Genomic DNA, 18,091 nt, shown 5'->3' with positions numbered 1-18,091 from the left:
AAAAACAGAGTCTCGTAGCTCAGCTGGTTAGAGTACTACACTGATAATGTAGGGGTCGGCAGTTCGAGTCTGCCCGGGACTACTTTTTAAGAATTGTTAATTATCAATTGTTAATTATCAATTAAAAGAAAGACTGTAAGCTTAATTTATAAGGAAATTTTAGAGGTTGAGTAACCGTTTTAAGTACTGTTAACTGAAAACTGTTAACTGACAACTAAAAAATGGGGGATTAGCTCAGCTGGCTAGAGCGCCTGCCTTGCACGCAGGAGGTCAACGGTTCGACTCCGTTATTCTCCACTGGTTAATTAGATAATTAGCCAATTAGAATATGAGATAATTAATTATCAAATTGACTAATTACTGTATTATCTAATTGATAAAAGTTCATTGACATATTGAGATAAGAAAATAATAAGAAAGTAGAAAGCGTTTTTTATTAGTAATAATAAAAGACAAAAAAAAACGGTCTTGTTTTAATTAACAAGATTGGTACAATAAGCAAAATAAGGGCGTATGGGGGATGCCTAGGCTCTCAGAGGCGAAGAAGGACGTGATAAGCTGCGAAAAGCTACGGGGACGAGCACACATCGATTGATCCGTAGATATCCGAATGGGGCAACCCACTATGTTGAAGACATAGTACACCGATAGGTGGGCAAACCCGCTGAACTGAAACATCTAAGTAGGCGGAGGAGAAGAAAACAAAAGTGATTCCGTAAGTAGTGGCGAGCGAACGCGGATTAGCCCAAACCAATGATGTTACGGCATTGTTGGGGTTGTAGGACCACGACATTTTATGTACAAGGAACCGGAATCGACTGGAAAGTCGAGCCACAGAGAGTGATAGCCTCGTATGGGTAACAAGTATAATAGATAGTGGTATCCTGAGTAGGGCGGGGCACGTGAAACCCTGTCTGAATTTGGCGGGACCATCCGCTAAGGCTAAATACTCCTGAGAGACCGATAGTGAACCAGTACCGTGAGGGAAAGGTGAAAAGAACCGTGAATAACGGAGTGAAATAGATCCTGAAACCATACGCTTACAAGCGGTCGGAGCCCTTAAGTGGGGTGACGGCGTGCCTTTTGCATAATGAGCCTACGAGTTAACGTTGCTGGCAAGGTTAAGTGATTAAGTCACGGATCCGTAGCGAAAGCGAGTCTGAATAGGGCGCTTTAGTCAGTAGTGTTAGACGCGAAACCGTGTGATCTACCCATGGGCAGGATGAAGCGCTGGTAACACAGTGTGGAGGTCCGAACCGGTTGACGTTGAAAAGTCTTCGGATGACCTGTGGGTAGGGGTGAAAGGCCAATCAAACTCGGAAATAGCTCGTACTCCCCGAAATGCATTTAGGTGCAGCGTTATTTTAGTTATATAGAGGTAGAGCTACTGATTGGATGCGGGGGCTTCACCGCCTACCAATTCCTGACAAACTCCGAATGCTATATAATGATTGATAACAGTGAGGGCTTGGGTGCTAAGGTCCAAGTCCGAGAGGGAAAGAACCCAGACCATCAGCTAAGGTCCCCAAATATATGCTAAGTTGAAAGAACGAGGTTTGTCTGCCCAGACAGCTAGGATGTTGGCTTGGAAGCAGCCATTCATTTAAAGAGTGCGTAACAGCTCACTAGTCGAGCGGACGAGCATGGATAATAATCGGGCATAAGCATATTACCGAAGCTATGGATTTTGTAGTAATACAAAGTGGTAGGGGAGCATTCCAGCAGGGTTGAAGGTGTATCGTAAGGTATGCTGGACTGGCTGGAAAAGAAAATGTAGGCATAAGTAACGATAATGCGGGCGAGAAACCCGCACACCGAAAAACTAAGGTTTCCACAGCTATGCTAATCAGCTGTGGGTTAGTCTGGTCCTAAGGCGAACCCGAAAGGGACAGTCGATGGCCAACGGGTTAATATTCCCGTACTACTAATTACTGTGATGGGGTGACGGAGTGATGAAAGCGCCGCGAACTGACGGAATAGTTCGTTGAAGTACCTAGCTATATTCTCTATAGGCAAATCCGTAGAGAATGGTGAAATACGATAGTACTCGGAGTCTTCGGACAAAGAGATAGTGCGCCTAAGGGCTTCCAAGAAAAACCTCTAAACTTCAGGTAATTAGTACCAGTACCGTAAACCGACACAGGTAGTTGAGGAGAGAATCCTAAGGTGCTCGAGAGATTCATGGCTAAGGAATTAGGCAAAATAGACCTGTAACTTCGGGAGAAAGGTCGCCCCCAGCAATGGGGGCCGCAGTGAAGAGGTCCAGGCGACTGTTTATCAAAAACACAGGGCTCTGCAAAATCGTAAGATGAAGTATAGGGCCTGACACCTGCCCGGTGCTGGAAGGTTAAGAGGAGATGTTATCTTCGGAGAAGCATTGAATTGAAGCCCCAGTAAACGGCGGCCGTAACTATAACGGTCCTAAGGTAGCGAAATTCCTTGTCGGGTAAGTTCCGACCTGCACGAATGGTGTAACGATCTGGACACTGTCTCAGCCATGAGCTCGGTGAAATTGTAGTAACGGTGAAGATGCCGTTTACCCGCAGTGGGACGAAAAGACCCTGTGCACCTTTACTATAGCTTAGTATTGACCTTGGATAAATGATGTGTAGGATAGGTTGGAGACTTTGAAGTGGCGTCGCCAGGCGTTGTGGAGTCATTGTTGAAATACAACCCTTTGTTTATCTGAGGCCTAACTCTTCGATGAAGAGGACAGTGCTTGGTGGGTAGTTTGACTGGGGTGGTCGCCTCCAAAAGAGTAACGGAGGCTTCTAAAGGTTCCCTCAGTACGCTTGGTAACCGTGCGTAGAGTGCAATGGCATAAGGGAGCTTGACTGAGAGACATACAGGTCGATCAGGTACGAAAGTAGAGCATAGTGATCCGGTGGTTCCGCATGGAAGGGCCATCGCTCAAAGGATAAAAGGTACGCCGGGGATAACAGGCTGATCTCCCCCAAGAGCTCATATCGACGGGGGGTTTGGCACCTCGATGTCGGCTCGTCACATCCTGGGGCTGGAGAAGGTCCCAAGGGTTGGGCTGTTCGCCCATTAAAGTGGCACGCGAGCTGGGTTCAGAACGTCGTGAGACAGTTCGGTCTCTATCTACTGTGGGCGTTAGAAATTTGAGTGGATCTGATTCTAGTACGAGAGGACCGAATTGGACAAACCTCTAGTGTATCTGTTGTCCCGCCAGGGGCACCGCAGAGTAGCTACGTTTGGAAGGGATAAGCGCTGAAAGCATATAAGCGCGAAACCCACCACAAGATGAGATTTCTTTTAAGGATCGTGGAAGATGACCACGTTGATAGGCTATAGATGTAAAGGCAGTAATGTCATAGTCGAGTAGTACTAATAATCCGTAAGCTTATGTACACCCTTTTCCCTCTCGTCCCAGACGAGAGGGAGGAAACTTTCTTAATAAAAAACTTATTTGTTTCTTTATCTCAGTATGTTAAAATATTAGCTCGACGCGAGCAGTCTTTAAGTCGAAAGATTAAAGTCATAAAGTTGAAAGACTTTAAAACTTTAAGACTTGTGACTTTAGACTAAAAACCTTAAGGTGGTTATTGCGGCGGGGCTCACCTCTTCCCATCCCGAACAGAGAAGTTAAGCCCGCCTGCGCAGATGGTACTGCAGTTATGTGGGAGAGTATGTCGTCGCCTTTCTTTTAAGAACCCTATCCAATTCGGATAGGGTTTTTTGTTGTATAACGTTTTTTAAATCCTTGAGCGTTTTGCGGTAAAAAAAATTATACACGGATGATACGGATTCGCCAGGCGAAAACGCGGATTAGAACGGATTTTTTATTGGATGTAGATGGCTTTTGCCCTTTCAGGGCGATGTTTGCTGTTTATTTTGGTCCATAGTGCTTTGCACTATGCTCTTTGCTTTTCGGGCTTTCAGCCTTTTTTCCTTGCGGGCTTTGCGTATACCTTTGCAGACTTTGCGGTTAGAAAATAGCTCAAGGATGATTGGTCCTTTTTTCTTTGAATATTCTTTTTATCGTTGACTGCGTTAGGGATGGGAGCGATATCCTTTTGCGAGGACCGTTCACTTAAAAAATTCCCTGAAACTTCTATCGCAAAAGATTTAGCGGACAGCCCGACCCGAAGGGGAACGCCATAATTACTCTATTAATTTTGTTTTTGTTAAAATATAGTCATTTTTTGTTTTTTAAGGTAGTGTGATCGATTTTTTTAAATGCTATTGAGTATTTTTGTTTGAAACATTATAATTTAAGTATGAAAAAAACTATTGTATTGTTGACACTGTTTGTATTCTCAAATTTAAGTGCTCAGCAGCGCCCTAAGTTGGTGGTAGGTATTGTGGTAGATCAGATGAAAATGGAATATTTGTATCGGTTCTCAGATGATTTTTCGTCAAATGGATTTAAGAGATTGATGAATAATGGATATACTTTTCAGAATATGCATTATAATTATATGCCTACTTACACTGCTCCTGGTCATGCGTCTATTTATACAGGGACTACACCGGCAACTCATGGAATTGTAGGGAATGAATGGTTTAGCAGAACACTTGGTAAAGATACCTATTGTACGGATGATGTTAGTGTGAAAACAGTTGGCGATGGTACTGCTGAAGAAGGTGCGATGTCTCCTAAGAACTTGCTCAGTACTACTATTACTGATGAAGTAAGAATGGGGACTAATTTTGAAGGTAAAGTGATTGGAATGAGTTTGAAAGATCGTGGTGCGATTTTGCCAGCGGGGCATTTTGCGAATTGGGCTTTTTGGTACAGTAAGACAGGTTCTTTTATTTCGAGTACTTTTTATGGTGAAAAGTTACCGGAGTGGGTTTCGGAATTCAATAATGAGAAACGTTATATGACGTATATCAATAAAGGGTGGGATTTGTATAAGCCTCTTTCGGTTTATAATGAAAGCTTACCGGATAATAATCCATACGAAGGGAAGTTGTACGGAAGTGCAGCGCCGGTTTTTCCTTATGATTTGAAAAGCATGTATGAGAAGAATGATGCCGGAGTTTTAAGAGCTACTCCTTATGGAAATGATTTGTTAGCAGAGTTCGCTATGAAAGCGATCGAAAAGGAAGAGTTAGGGAAAGATAATATAACTGATTTTCTAACGGTTAGTTTTTCTTCTACAGATTATGTGGGGCATTTACTTGGGCCAAGATCGATGGAACTTCAGGATACTTATTTAAGATTGGATCAGACAATTGCGGACTTTTTAAATTATTTAGATAAGACGGTCGGGAAAGATAATTATTTGTTATTCTTAACAGCTGATCATGCGGGTGCTGAGAATGTGATCTATTTAAAGGATCGAAAATATAATGTAAACAATTATCCGGTTAAGGATGTTAGAAAGAGTCTGCAGGATTTTTCGGTGAAAACATTTGGTGTAGATTTGATTTTAAATTATTCGAACTTTAATGTGTTTTTGAATAAGCCAGTTCTTAAGAAAAAAGGACTTGATTTAGTAAAAGTGAAGCAGAGTTTTAAAGAGTTTTTGATTTCACAACCACAAGTTAAGAGAGCATATACAGAAGAGGAAATTTTAGCAAATTCCGGAAAGGATTATTATCTTGATTTTATAGCGAAAGGTTATGATGTAACTCAAAACGGAGATTTGATTATCCTTGATAAACCTGGAAATATTGAGTATTCGACTACAGGAACATCACATGGAACTCCTTATAGTTATGATACACATGTGCCAGCTATTTTTTATGGATGGCATATTAAAAAAGGAGAGTCATACGACAAAAAAGCTATAACTGAAATTGCGCCGACAATAGCTCAAAAAATTAAAGTAACTTTTCCAAATGGAACAGAAGCAAAAGTGTTACAGGAAGTTCTGGATGAAAAATAGTTCTTCCGTAATTGGAAAATGATATAGAACCTGTCATGTTTTTTGACAGGTTTTTTTATGCGCAAAAAAAAAGGCTTCTCAATAAAGAAAAGCCTTTTGATAGTGATTTAGTAAGCACTTATTTTAATGTTAGCATTATGCGTTTGCTAACACTATTTCTTCGTTGAAAGGTAAATTCCAAGCTTCAGCAACTCCCTTGTAAAGGATTTTTCCATTAGCAATGTTTAATCCTTTTTTCAATTCTTCATTTTCGTTACAAGCGGTCTTCCATCCTTTGTTTGCTAATTGTACAGCATAAGGTAGGGTAGCATTTGTTAAAGCTAAAGTAGAAGTGTAAGGAACAGCTCCCGGCATATTAGCTACGCAATAGTGAACAATATCATCGATGATGAAAGTTGGGTTTTCGTGAGTTGTAGGAGTACAAGTTTCGATACATCCACCTTGATCTACAGCTACGTCAACAACAACAGTTCCCGGACGCATTAATTTTAACATGTCACGAGTAATCAAGTGAGGTGCTTTTGCTCCTGGGATCAAAACGGCACCAACAATTAAATCAGCTGTAGCGATTGCTTTAGTGATGTTGTAGTGGTTAGACATTTCTGTGTTCACGTTAGCTGGCATGATATCATCTAAATAACGTAAACGTGGTAAGCTTAAATCCATGATAGTAACCTGAGCGCCTAAACCAGCAGCCATTTTAGCAGCCTGAGTTCCTACGATTCCACCACCTAAAACCAATACTTTTGCTGGTGGTACACCCGGAACACCTCCTAAAAGAATTCCTCTTCCTTTTAATGGTTTTTCAAGGTATTTTGCCCCTTGTTGGATAGCCATACGACCTGCAACTTCAGACATTGGTACTAATAATGGTAAGCTGCGGTCTGCTTTTTCAACTGTTTCGTAAGCCAAACATACAGCACCTTTCTCAAGCATAGCATGAGTTAATGGCTCTGATGAAGCAAAGTGGAAATAAGTGAATAATAATTGATCTTTTTTGATTAATGGGTATTCAGAAGCAATAGGCTCTTTTACTTTAATAATCATTTCTGCAATGGCATATACTTCTTCAATAGTTCCTAAAACTACCGCACCTGCATTTGCATATTCATCATCACTGAAACCACTTCCTAAACCGGCTGTAGCTTGTACGTAAACAGTATGTCCGTGTTTTTTCATTTCAGAAACTCCTGCAGGAGTTAATGCTACACGGTTCTCATTGTTTTTGATTTCTTTTGGAACACCTATTATCATTTTGTTATCTTTTTTTATTTTTTATTGAAATTGTTTTACAAAACTACAGATAGAGAATATATTATTGATTAATGAGTAATAAATAAGAAAATATTATTTTATTTTCTACTTTTACAGAAAATTATACTGTTTACGGAAAGTAAATTGCCTCTAAAAAGAAAAAATGACTAAATTTTATTAATCAATGAAAACGTTTTCGTTATGGCTCTAGATGAAATTGACAAGAAAATCTTACGACTTTTACAGGAAAATGCGCATTATACTTTAAAAGACATTGCGAACAAGATAAACCTGTCTTTGACACCAGTTCATGATCGGGTGAAACGTCTTGAAAAAGAAGGGGTTATAGAGAAGTATGTCTCTATTTTAAACAAGAAAAAACTCGGGAATAATTTAACCGTGTATTGTCAGGTGACCCTCACGAAGCAGACTTATGATACTTCGGAAGGATTCAATCAGTCCATTCTGAATTTACCGGAAGTGGTGGAGTGTAATTATGTTTCCGGAAATTTTGATTATATGTTGAAAGTTGTCATTCCCGATATGGAAAGCTTTCATCACTTTCATCAAAAAAAATTAGCAGTTCTTCCTGAAGTTTCTCTGATCAATACTGTTTTTGTAATTTCTGAAGTGAAGAGCACGACAGTTTTACCGATATAGTTTCAATAAGCCGCTGGATTTTTTTGGATTAAAATTGTGATGATTTGAAATCTAAAAGAAAAGCCACCAAGAAAAACTTGATGGCTTTACAGTATTAGTGGTTTTGATGTATCCTAGTAGTAAGTAAAACGTCTTACTTTGGCAATGTATTTTGCCAGACGAATTACCTGGTGGCTGTAGCCGTATTCATTATCGTACCAAATGTATAATACAATGTTTTTACCATCTTTTGAAACAATTGTAGCGTTACTGTCATAGATTGAAGGAGCTGAAGTTCCTACAATGTCTGATGAAACCAGTTCGTTGTTCAATGAATATTTGATTTGCTCCACCAATTCACCTTCCAAAGCGTATTTCTTCATGATCTTGTTGATAGCCGGGATCGAAGTTGCTTTTTTAACTTCTAAGTTTAAAACTACCAATGAACCGTTTGGAACAGGAACTCTGATGGCATTAGAGGTTAATTTTCCTTCTAATGATGGCAATGCTTTTGCAACGGCACTTCCTGCACCAGTTTCGGTAATGACCATGTTTAAAGCGGCTGCTCTTCCACGACGGTATTTTTTATGCATATTGTCAACCAAATTCTGGTCGTTTGTATAGGCATGGATGGTTTCTAAGTGTCCTTTTACTACTCCTAAAGTATCTTCAACAGCTTTTAATACTGGTGTGATAGCATTTGTCGTGCAGGATGCAGCAGAGAAAATATCAATTTCGTCAGGATTGTACTCGTTGTGGTTTACTCCGTGAACGATATTTGGAACTCCTTTTCCAGGTGCAGTCAATAAAACTTTACTGGCTCCTTTAGAAGTTAAGTGTCTTTTTAAAGCTTCTTCTGTTGTAAAAGCTCCGGTATTGTCAATAACTAAGGCCTCATTGATTCCGTATAATGTATAATCAATTTCTTCCGGTGAATTTGCTGTAATGATATGAACGGTAGTTCCGTTGATAATTAATGCATTGTTCTTTGGATCGGCAGTAACAGACCCCTGAAAATCTCCATGTATTGAATCGTATCTTAAAAGAGAAGCTCTTTTCTCTAATGTTGAAGCGTCATTTTTGTCTCTGGTAACAATCGCTCTCAGTCGCAATTGGTTTCCTTTACCAGTTTTAGACATTAATTCTCTCGCTAATAAACGACCAATTCTTCCGAAACCATATAAAACAACATCTTTTGGCTGAATTTCTTCTGAAGATTTTGCTTCTTTCAATTTATCGATTACAAAATATCGCGCATCAGGATATTTTTCATCTTCTAAACGATATTCGTAAGTTAGTTTTCCAAGATCTAATTTTGCAGGTGGAAGATCTAAAGATAAAACAACTTTGGCGATTTCAACCGAATCAAAAATGGTGATAGGCTTGCCTACAAATTCACCGGCATATTGATGCAAGTTGATAATATCGCTGACATTTTGATCCAGTAATTGGTTTTTGAAAAGAACCATTTCAATGGATTTGTCATACCATAAATCGCTTATGATTTTAATTAATTCGACACCAGCTCTTCTTCGGTCGACTTGTAATGATACCTCTTTTTGGTACAAAGATTTTTTGCTCATAATTGATTAAATTGAAAAAATAAATAGACGACTATTTTTAAATTTTGCGCAAAAGTACCCATTTCAATCGATTTCGTAAACTGTTTTATGATTTATTTTTGAAATTTATATAAAAAATAATTTTTCCCAATTAGTTAAAAATTGAGCTTATGATAATGAAAATGGGAGCTCATTTGTGAAGGAAAACAAAAAAGTCACCTTATTTCTAAGATGACTTTTTTAGGAGTTTTCAGTCGCAGTTTTCAGTTTTCAGTGTAAAAAAAGAAAACTATGACTGTAAACTGAGACTGAAAGCTGAGACTGTAAAGAGAGACTTAAATAATAATTCTGAGAATTTCTCCCGACTTACTGATCATTTCAAGACGCACACTTTGTCCGTCATTTTTATTGTTTAAAAGTTTAGAAACAGTTTCAATGTTGGTTGCTTTTACATTATCAATACTTAAGATAATATTGCCTTGAAGCTCATTTTGATACTGCATTAAGTTTTCGTTAGTGATGCTTCTGATTTTTACACCATAATCAATTTTAAATTTCTTTTTATCGGAGGCATCGATGTTTTCCAGCTCAATTCCTTTAAATTCAGTACTAAAAAATTCATTTTTACTTAAAGTTACCGGAACTATTTTTGTTTTTCCATCTTTAATATAGGTCACTTTTACAACATCATTTGGACGTTTGGTATTAATATAACCGGACAGATCTGCATAAGTGGCAATGTTCTGGTCGTCAAGTTTTATAATAATATCTCCTTTACCCAATCCTGCTTTTTCGGCTCCGGAGTTTTTAGAAACTTTGCTAATGTAGAAACCTTGTGTTTCGGTAATTCCTAATTCTTTAGAAGCGGTACTGTTTAATTCACCACCTTCAACACCCAAAATACCTCTTTGTACATTTCCGAATTCCATAATGTCTTCGATTATTTTTCGGGCAATATTAGACGGAACGGCAAACGAATATCCAACATAAGAGCCGGTCATAGAGGAGATCATTGTATTGATGCCAATCAACTCACCTCTGGTGTTTACTAATGCACCACCACTATTTCCTGGGTTTACAGCCGCATCTGTCTGAATGAAAGATTGAATTCCGTTAGTATCCAGATTTCGGGCTTTTGCCGAAACAATTCCGGCAGTAACCGTAGACGTTAAATTATACGGATTTCCTACTGCCAAAACCCATTCTCCGATTTTTACAGAATCAGAATTGGCAAAAGCGGTATAAGGCAATTTTTCATCAGCATTAATTTTCAGTAAAGCGATGTCCATTTTAGAATCAGTACCTATTAATTTAGCTTTGTATGATTTTTTATTGTTTAAGGTAATTTCGATTTCTGTAGCATCTTTAATCACGTGATTGTTGGTTACAATGTATCCGTCTTCCGAAATAATAACTCCCGATCCGGTTCCAACCTGCTCCTGTTGTTGTTGACCTCCATAACCGTAGAAAAATTCCATCATAGGATTGCTGACGGTTCTTCGCGAGACATTTTTTACGTGAACAACAGTGTGAATGGTTTTGTCTGCGGCCGCTGTAAAATCAACCGTTTCAGCAGATAGTGCTACGTTTCTTCCAAATGAGTTTGGGGCAAGAGTAACAACAGAATTTCCTCTTCCAAAAAAAGAATTGCTGCTTTCAAATAATAATTTGTAAGCACCAAGGGTAGTCGCACCACTAAGTAGTGAAACTAAAAATAAGGTTGAAAATCTTTTCATATTACAGTTTATATTATTGGTTATTTTAACGTAAAAATACTTCAAAAAATTATCTGATAAAATGGTTTAACGCTCTTTAACAATGATTAACATTTCATTAATTATTTGTTCGTACTTTTGTGTCAGTTAATGTAAAAAAAATGCAAATAGAATTTTATAAATATCAGGGTACCGGGAACGATTTTGTTATGATTGACAACCGTTCAGAGTTCTTTCCAAAAGATAATATTAAATTGATTGAGCGACTGTGCGACAGACGTTTCGGGATAGGTGCGGACGGACTTATCTTACTCGAAAATGATACTGAAACTGACTTCAGAATGGTCTATTATAATTCAGACGGAAACCAAAGTTCGATGTGCGGAAATGGCGGCCGTTGTCTGGTTGCTTTTGCCAATCAGTTGGGGGTTATTGACGACAAAACGACCTTTATTGCAACAGATGGATTACATCATGCTTCGGTTGGAGAGGATGCTATTATTTCTTTGCAAATGATTGATGTGGATGAAGTAAAAAAATACGACTCTTATACGTTCTTAAATACGGGGTCACCACATCATGTGCAGCTTGTAGAGGATTTAGAACATTATAATGTGAAAGAAAATGGTGCTGCAATTCGTTATGGCGAATTATATGGTGAAAAAGGAAGTAACGTTAATTTTGTGAAAAAAGTAGACGATAGTACTTTTTCATTGCGTACTTATGAAAGAGGCGTTGAAGATGAAACTTTGGCTTGCGGAACCGGAGCAACGGCAGTGGCAATTGCAATGAACGCTATTGGTTTAACAGATAAAACGTCAATTCATCTGAATGTTGAAGGCGGAAAATTGGTGGTTTCTTTTGATAAGTCAGACGAACATTTTACCAATGTTTTTTTAACCGGGCCAGCCAAATTCGTTTTTAAAGGAACGATCGAAATTTAATTAAAAATTGCGATCAGTTACAACGAAGTCAATTGGTATTAAAAACCAGAGATGAAGTGTCAAGAATCAGCAATCTAAATAGCTACAATCTAAAATCAAATGATAACACTCAAAGGCGATTCAATTTATTTGCGGGCACTGGAACCTGACGATCTGGAGTTTGTGTATGCCATGGAGAATGATGAGAGCATTTGGGAAGTCAGTAACACCCAAACGCCTTACAGCAGGTTTTTGATCCGCCAGTATCTCGAAAATGCACAGCAGGATATTTATGAGGCCAAGCAATTGCGTTTGGCGATCTGTCAGGATCAGGACTTTCCGGCGATCGGATTAATTGATTTGTTCGAATTTGATCCGAAGAATAACAGAGCAGGCATTGGGATAGTCATTCAAAAAGACGAAAACAGAAATCAAAAAGTTGGATCTGAGGCATTAGAACTTTTAATTAAGTATTCATTTCACCATTTAAATTTGCATCAATTATATGCAAATATTGCTATGGGAAATGCAGCAAGTGTAGCTCTTTTTACTAAATTTGGCTTTGAGAAAATAGGAATTAAGAAGGACTGGGTTTTGCTCCATAACCGCTATCAGGACGAAGCAATGTTTCAGTTAATTAATAAACACATTTAAATTTAAAACTTTGAGCATAAAAAAAATCATCACGTTAACTGCTGTTGCCGTAATTTCAGTTTTATTGGTTTACGGATTTATTTTGATTAGTAAAATCTTCAGCGCCAATACTAAATTCGAAGAGAAAGAATTGTACGTGTATGTTCCGACAGGAGCAAATTATACCGATGTTAAAAAAATATTAGAGCCTTATATCAAGAATTTTGAAGATTTCGAGATGGTGGCCAGTAAAAGAAGTTATCCTGAGAATGTGAAATCGGGTCGTTTTTTGCTAAAAAAAGACATGAATAATATAGATTTGGTTCGTGCTATGCGTTCTAATGTTCCTGTAAAATTAGCTTTTAATAATCAGGAACGTCTGGAGAATTTTGCAGGAAGAGTGGGTTCTGAAATCGAAGCGGACAGTTTATCGCTATTGAAAGCCTTTAGAGATCCGAGATTTTTAGCTGCAAATGGTTTTAATGAAGAGAACGTTTTTGCTATGTTTATTCCGAATACTTATGAAATCTACTGGAATACTTCGGCAGAGAAGTTTCGTGATAAAATGATCAAAGAATACCACAATTTTTGGACTGCCGAGAGAATCGAAAAAGCAAAAAAGCAAGGATTAACTCCGGTTCAGGTTACTATTTTGGCTTCCATCGTTCATAAAGAGTCAGTAAAGAAAGATGAAAGACCTCGTATTGCAGGTGTTTATTTGAACCGTTTGCGTTTAGAAATGCCATTACAGGCTGATCCAACGGTAATTTACGCTTTAAAACTCAGAGACAATAATTTCGATCAGGTAATCAAAAGAGTTTTTTACAACGATTTGATCATGAAATCGCCTTACAATACTTACGTGAATATCGGACTTCCCCCGGGACCAATTGCAATGCCTGATATTACAGCCCTTGATGCTGTTTTAAACCCGGAGAAAAACGATTATATTTATTTTTGTGCGAGCGTTGAACGTTTCGGATACCATGAATTCGCTGCTACTTTGGCAGAACACAATGTAAATGCAAAAAAATATTCAGACTGGATTGCCAGTCAGGGCGTAACAAGATAGTTTTGAATTTAAAAAGCATATTTTTTTTATCGGTTTTAGGGGTCTTGAGTGTTTTTTCTGTGAACGCTCAAAGCAGGGTTGAAAGTTTTTTAACGCCCTCGGATACCTTAAATAAAAAAAGACAAAATACAGTCATAATTACCGAAGCTACTCTGGCTTCGGTAACTTTACTAGGTTTGAATCAGCTTTGGTACGCTGATTATCCTCGTTCTAATTTCCACTTTATAAATGATAATAACGAATGGCTTCAAATGGATAAGGTGGGGCATATGTATTCGGCCTATCACTTAGGAAGATTTGGTGCTGAAATGATGAAATGGAGTGGAGCCGATCAAAAAAAACAATTAATTTACGGTGCAGGTTTTGGCTTTGCCTTTTTGACGGCTGTCGAAGTATTGGATGGATTTTCATCAGAATGGGGTGCTTCTTCAGGAGATGTTATTGCTAATGCTACTGGTACTGCCTTATATGTTTCTCAGGAATTACTTTGGAAAGAACAGCGTATTGTTCCAAAATTTTCTTTTCATACTACACAATATGCGAATTTAAGACCTAAAGTATTGGGAAGTTCGTTAAATGAACAGCTTTTGAAAGATTATAATGGTCAAACTTATTGGCTCTCTGTAAATCTTCATTCTTTCGCGAAAGAGAGTAAAATTCCAAAGTGGTTAAATGTAGCTTTTGGGTATGGAGCGGATGGAATGTTAACCGGAAATTTACAAAATGATAATCCTGATTTCACACAAAACCCGAAAAGATTTCGTCAGATTTATCTTAGTTTTGACGTGAATTTGGCGAAAATTGAAACAAAATCACATTTTTTAAAGACAATTTTTTCCATTTTTAACACGATAAAAATTCCGGCGCCAACTCTCGAATACTCCGCCAATAAAGGGCTTAAAGCGCATGCCTTCTATTTTTAGAAAAAGCTAACTTATTGATTGTCAGCATAATTTGTTTTTTATTACCTTTGCACCGTAGAAATTTCAAAAAGGTGACAGCGTTTTGAAGAAAAACAATTTATGATAAAGAAGTGGTATTTTTATGCGAGTTTGATCGTTATTATTACATTTTTGACTTTGGGTTTTAAACCCTTTAATCTGGAAACCAAACCGTGGTTTCTAATAGAAAAAACAGATGGATCTGAATACGTATTTCCATCACAGCAAGAGGATGATTATCCTACCTTACACAAATTAAACACCCCATTTACCGGAAAACGCCTAATTGGATTCAAAGAAGCAGTAGCTTTTAAGGAATCTCAAGGGAAATATCGTTTGGTAAATTCGTTAGGTTATATGGGGAAATATCAATTTGGGACTCAGGCACTGAGAGCTATTGGTGTTCAAAACAACAAAGCCTTTTTAAAAGACCCTGCCTTACAGGAAAAAGCATTTCTAGTGTTATTGTCTAAAAACAAATGGATTTTACGCAATGAGATCGAGAAGTATGAAGGGAAAATTATTAACGGTGTTGAAATTACAGAGTCTGGTATTTTAGCCGCTGCTCATCTTGGTGGTGCAGGTTCCGTTAAAAACTTTTTTAAGAACAAAGGAGGTCAACATTTTAGAGATGCCTACGGAACTTCTTTAAAAAGTTACCTTAAAGCCTTTGGAGGTTATGATTTATCTTATATTGAAGCAGATAGTAATGCTACAGTACACAATTAAGAAGGTGTAAACTTTATAGAAAAACCTGCTGTAAAAAGCGGGTTTTTTTATGGCCTTTTTTAATTAGTAAGGGTCATCGAGATTTTAAGATGTGAATTGCCGCTTGTTTGTCATTTCGACGAAGGAGAAATCACAAACGCAGCTCGACAAAGATTGGTAACTTGTTTGCAGAGTTTGTTTATGGAATTTCTTTGTAGAATGGCTTGTGTGATTTCTCCTTCGTCGAAATGACAATAGAAGTCTGATAATAGGAATCCAACAATAGGGGGCTGATAAAGATTGAAGGGTTTTTTGTTGATGGGAGAATGCGGAATAAAAAAAGAGAGGCAATTGCCTCTCTTGTAATGAATTTATCTTCTAATCAATTAAAATTTCTAAGATTTTAATGGCCGCTTCACTAATTTTTGTTCCGGGACCAAAGACTGCTACTGCTCCGGCATCAAAAAGAAATTGGTAATCCTGAGCAGGAATTACTCCTCCTACAATGACCATAATATCTTCGCGGCCGTGTTTTTTAAGTTCTTCAATCACCTGAGGGACTAAAGTTTTATGTCCGGCAGCAAGTGAAGAAACGCCTAAGATGTGAACGTCATTTTCAACCGCTTGTTTGGCAGCTTCGGCAGGAGTCTGGAAGAGTGGACCTATGTCTACGTCGAAACCTACATCGGCATAACCTGTTGCAACTACTTTTGCACCTCGGTCATGTCCGTCTTGTCCCATTTTAGCAATCATAATTCTGGGACGTCTTCCTTCTTGTCTGGCAAAGGCATCAGCTAATTGTTTTGCCTTTTCAAAATTCTCATCATTTTTTATTGCTGCACTATACACACCGCTAAAGGATTTAATTTGTGCTTTGAATCTGCCGAATACACTTTCAAGGGCATCGCTAATCTCTCCTAAAGTCGCTCTGTTTCGGGCTGCTTCAATTGCGATTGCGAGTAAGTTACCTTCTCCGGTCTTTGCACAATGAATTAATTTTTCGAGTGATTGATTTACTTTTTCAGTATCTCTGGTTTCTTTAATTTTTTGAAGTTGATCCACCTGCTGCTTGCGAACCATTTGGTTGTCAACATCCAGAATGTGTAGAGGATCTTCTTTTTCTAATCGGTATTGATTTACACCGACAATTATATCTTGTCCGCTGTCTATTCTGGCCTGTTTTCTTGCCGCAGCTTCTTCGATTCTTAATTTCGGAATTCCCGCTTCAATAGCTTTTGTCATCCCGCCTAATTCTTCCACTTCTTCTATAAGTTTCCAGGTGCTTTTGAGAATTTCATCGGTTAAATTTTCCACGTAATAACTCCCTCCCCAAGGATCAACCGTTTTGGTAATTTTAGTTTCTTCCTGTAAAAAGATCTGTGTATTACGGGCGATTCTTGCCGAGAAGTCAGTAGGCAAAGCAATAGCCTCGTCTAATGCGTTTGTGTGCAAGGATTGTGTTCCTCCAAAAGCAGCTGCCGTGGCTTCGATACAGGTTCTGGCAACATTATTAAACGGATCTTGTTCGGTTAAACTCCATCCACTAGTCTGACAATGGGTTCTTAGCGCCAAAGATTTATCACTTTTGGGATTGAATTGCTGCACTAGTTTTGCCCAGATCATTCGACCTGCTCTCATTTTGGCAATTTCCATAAAATGATTCATTCCGATAGCCCAAAAGAAAGACAATCGGGGAGCAAAGTCATCAATACTCATTCCGGTAGAGAGACCGGTTCGAATGTACTCCAGACCGTCGGCTAAGGTATAGGCCAATTCAATATCGGCAGTGGCACCCGCTTCCTGCATGTGGTATCCTGAAATTGAAATAGAGTTGAATTTAGGCATTTTTTGACTCGTAAATTCGAAGATATCAGCAATGATCTTCATCGAAGGAGTCGGAGGGTAGATATAAGTATTACGTACCATGAACTCTTTCAGAATATCATTTTGAATGGTTCCGGATAATTTCCCAATCGGTACGCCCTGTTCTTCTGCTGCAACGATATAAAAAGCCATAATAGGTAAAACGGCTCCATTCATAGTCATTGAAACCGACATTTCATCAAGTGGAATCTGATCGAACAGTATTTTCATGTCTTCGACAGAATCGATGGCTACGCCGGCTTTTCCAACATCACCAACTACTCTTTCATGATCGGAATCGTAACCACGATGAGTGGGCAAATCGAAGGCAATCGAAAGTCCTTTTTGTCCCGCAGCCAAATTTCTTCTGTAAAAAGCATTACTTTCCTCAGCGGTCGAAAATCCGGCATATTGACGAATCGTCCACGGACGTCTTACATACATGGTCGCGTAAGGTCCGCGCAAGTTGGGTGCAAACCCGGCTCCAAAATCAAGAAATTCTAAATCTTCAAGATCCTTTTCAGAATATCTTTTTTTGAGTTCAATTCCTTCTGCCGTGGTGAAGTTTTGAGTTACAGGTTCTGAGTTATGCGCCAGTTCGTCTAACTTTTTACGGTTAAAATCTAACTTAATATGTGTAAGGTCTTTTCTCAATTGTAAAAATGTTATTTAAAATAAGTTTAATTCATTATCTCTAGATGTGTGAAAAATAGATTTAATTACGATGCTGTTTTTATAAATAGAATAATGTCGCGTATGGAAACGTTTTTAAAAATAGGATGCGAATATTGTCATATCTAATCTGAAAAGATAATGGGTTACTTTTAAGGATTGAGATACTCTTTTTAAAGGAGTCATTGAATCTGTTGCCTAATTTTGGATGTATATTTTTATAATAAAGCAAGGAATTTTTATAATCTGCT

General features: G+C 38.2%; 11 protein-coding genes, 2 tRNA genes and 2 rRNA genes. 11 read left to right on the top strand and 4 right to left on the bottom strand.

From position 1 onward, the window contains the following. The first annotated feature begins 8 nt into the window (after positions 1–8). The 5 genes from OLM58_RS02760 to pafA all read left to right on the top strand — a co-directional run bounded on the left by OLM58_RS02760 (position 9) and on the right by pafA (position 5,858). Positions 9–82 (top strand) — tRNA-Ile (locus tag OLM58_RS02760). 141 nt (positions 83–223) lie between these two features. Then, a tRNA-Ala gene (locus OLM58_RS02755) sits at positions 224–297 on the top strand. Positions 298–492: 195 nt separating this feature from the next. Then, positions 493–3,372 (top strand): 23S ribosomal RNA (locus OLM58_RS02750). 183 nt (positions 3,373–3,555) lie between these two features. Beyond that, positions 3,556–3,665: ribosomal RNA gene (gene rrf, locus OLM58_RS02745) — 5S ribosomal RNA — on the top strand. Positions 3,666–4,241: 576 nt separating this feature from the next. Next, complete coding sequence (gene pafA / locus OLM58_RS02740) at positions 4,242–5,858, top strand: alkaline phosphatase PafA (RefSeq protein WP_264531116.1); 1,617 nt, start codon at positions 4,242–4,244, stop codon at positions 5,856–5,858. A 135-nt stretch (positions 5,859–5,993) separates the two neighbouring features. Here pafA and ald read toward each other — a convergent pair whose 3' ends face one another. Continuing rightward, positions 5,994–7,112, bottom strand: coding sequence for an alanine dehydrogenase (ald, locus tag OLM58_RS02735; protein ID WP_264531115.1), 1,119 nt, complete (start codon positions 7,110–7,112; stop codon positions 5,994–5,996). A 201-nt stretch (positions 7,113–7,313) separates the two neighbouring features. Here ald and OLM58_RS02730 point away from each other — a divergent pair, with 201 nt between their 5' ends. After that, positions 7,314–7,772 carry an Lrp/AsnC family transcriptional regulator gene (locus tag OLM58_RS02730; protein ID WP_017498637.1) on the top strand — a complete coding sequence of 153 codons (459 nt, stop codon included), beginning with the start codon at positions 7,314–7,316 and terminating at the stop codon, positions 7,770–7,772. Between the two features lie 113 nt (positions 7,773–7,885). On the opposite strand, the gene OLM58_RS02725 is transcribed toward OLM58_RS02730, so the two are convergent. Beyond that, positions 7,886–9,334 carry a glyceraldehyde-3-phosphate dehydrogenase gene (locus OLM58_RS02725; protein WP_264531114.1) on the bottom strand — a complete coding sequence of 483 codons (1,449 nt, stop codon included), beginning with the start codon at positions 9,332–9,334 and terminating at the stop codon, positions 7,886–7,888. A gap of 314 nt (positions 9,335–9,648) precedes the next feature. Next, the gene (locus OLM58_RS02720) at positions 9,649–11,049 is read right to left on the bottom strand and encodes a trypsin-like peptidase domain-containing protein (protein ID WP_264531113.1); all 1,401 of its coding nucleotides are present in this window, start codon (positions 11,047–11,049) and stop codon (positions 9,649–9,651) included. A gap of 140 nt (positions 11,050–11,189) precedes the next feature. On the opposite strand from OLM58_RS02720, the gene dapF reads away from it, so the two are divergent. The 5 genes from dapF to OLM58_RS02695 all read left to right on the top strand — a co-directional run bounded on the left by dapF (position 11,190) and on the right by OLM58_RS02695 (position 15,326). Beyond that, entirely contained in the window at positions 11,190–11,972 is a 783-nt protein-coding gene (gene dapF / locus OLM58_RS02715) for a diaminopimelate epimerase (protein ID WP_249966185.1), read from the top strand. Positions 11,973–12,071: 99 nt separating this feature from the next. Continuing rightward, positions 12,072–12,605 (top strand): GNAT family N-acetyltransferase, encoded by a 534-nt coding sequence (locus OLM58_RS02710; protein ID WP_264531112.1) that lies wholly within the window; start codon positions 12,072–12,074, stop codon positions 12,603–12,605. 10 nt (positions 12,606–12,615) lie between these two features. After that, positions 12,616–13,656, top strand: coding sequence for an endolytic transglycosylase MltG (gene mltG / locus OLM58_RS02705; protein ID WP_264531111.1), 1,041 nt, complete (start codon positions 12,616–12,618; stop codon positions 13,654–13,656). Positions 13,657–13,658: 2 nt separating this feature from the next. Then, the gene (locus OLM58_RS02700; RefSeq protein ID WP_413614491.1) at positions 13,659–14,579 is read left to right on the top strand and encodes a DUF2279 domain-containing protein; all 921 of its coding nucleotides are present in this window, start codon (positions 13,659–13,661) and stop codon (positions 14,577–14,579) included. A 99-nt stretch (positions 14,580–14,678) separates the two neighbouring features. After that, entirely contained in the window at positions 14,679–15,326 is a 648-nt protein-coding gene (locus tag OLM58_RS02695; RefSeq protein WP_264531109.1) for a peptidoglycan-binding protein LysM, read from the top strand. A gap of 357 nt (positions 15,327–15,683) precedes the next feature. On the opposite strand, the gene scpA is transcribed toward OLM58_RS02695, so the two are convergent. Beyond that, on the bottom strand, positions 15,684–17,822 hold the full coding sequence (scpA, locus tag OLM58_RS02690) for a methylmalonyl-CoA mutase (protein WP_413614490.1): 2,139 nt from the start codon (positions 17,820–17,822) through the stop codon (positions 15,684–15,686). Between the last annotated feature and the right edge of the window lie 269 nt (positions 17,823–18,091).

It is taken from the genome of Flavobacterium sp. N502540 (genome assembly GCF_025947365.1).
Lineage (GTDB): Bacteria > Bacteroidota > Bacteroidia > Flavobacteriales > Flavobacteriaceae > Flavobacterium.
The sequence above is the reverse complement of the archived record's forward strand: the minus strand, read 5'-3'. Positions and strand labels throughout refer to the sequence as shown.

Excerpts from the sequence above, each read along its gene's own strand:
- pafA (WP_264531116.1), top strand. The coding sequence starts at position 4,242 with ATGAAAAAAACTATTGTATTGTTGACACTGTTTGTATTCTCAAATTTA.
- ald (WP_264531115.1), bottom strand. The coding sequence starts at position 7,112 with ATGATAATAGGTGTTCCAAAAGAAATCAAAAACAATGAGAACCGTGTA.
- OLM58_RS02730 (WP_017498637.1), top strand. The coding sequence starts at position 7,314 with ATGGCTCTAGATGAAATTGACAAGAAAATCTTACGACTTTTACAGGAA.
- OLM58_RS02725 (WP_264531114.1), bottom strand. The coding sequence starts at position 9,334 with ATGAGCAAAAAATCTTTGTACCAAAAAGAGGTATCATTACAAGTCGAC.
- OLM58_RS02720 (WP_264531113.1), bottom strand. The coding sequence starts at position 11,049 with ATGAAAAGATTTTCAACCTTATTTTTAGTTTCACTACTTAGTGGTGCG.
- dapF (WP_249966185.1), top strand. The coding sequence starts at position 11,190 with ATGCAAATAGAATTTTATAAATATCAGGGTACCGGGAACGATTTTGTT.
- OLM58_RS02710 (WP_264531112.1), top strand. The coding sequence starts at position 12,072 with ATGATAACACTCAAAGGCGATTCAATTTATTTGCGGGCACTGGAACCT.
- OLM58_RS02695 (WP_264531109.1), top strand. The coding sequence starts at position 14,679 with ATGATAAAGAAGTGGTATTTTTATGCGAGTTTGATCGTTATTATTACA.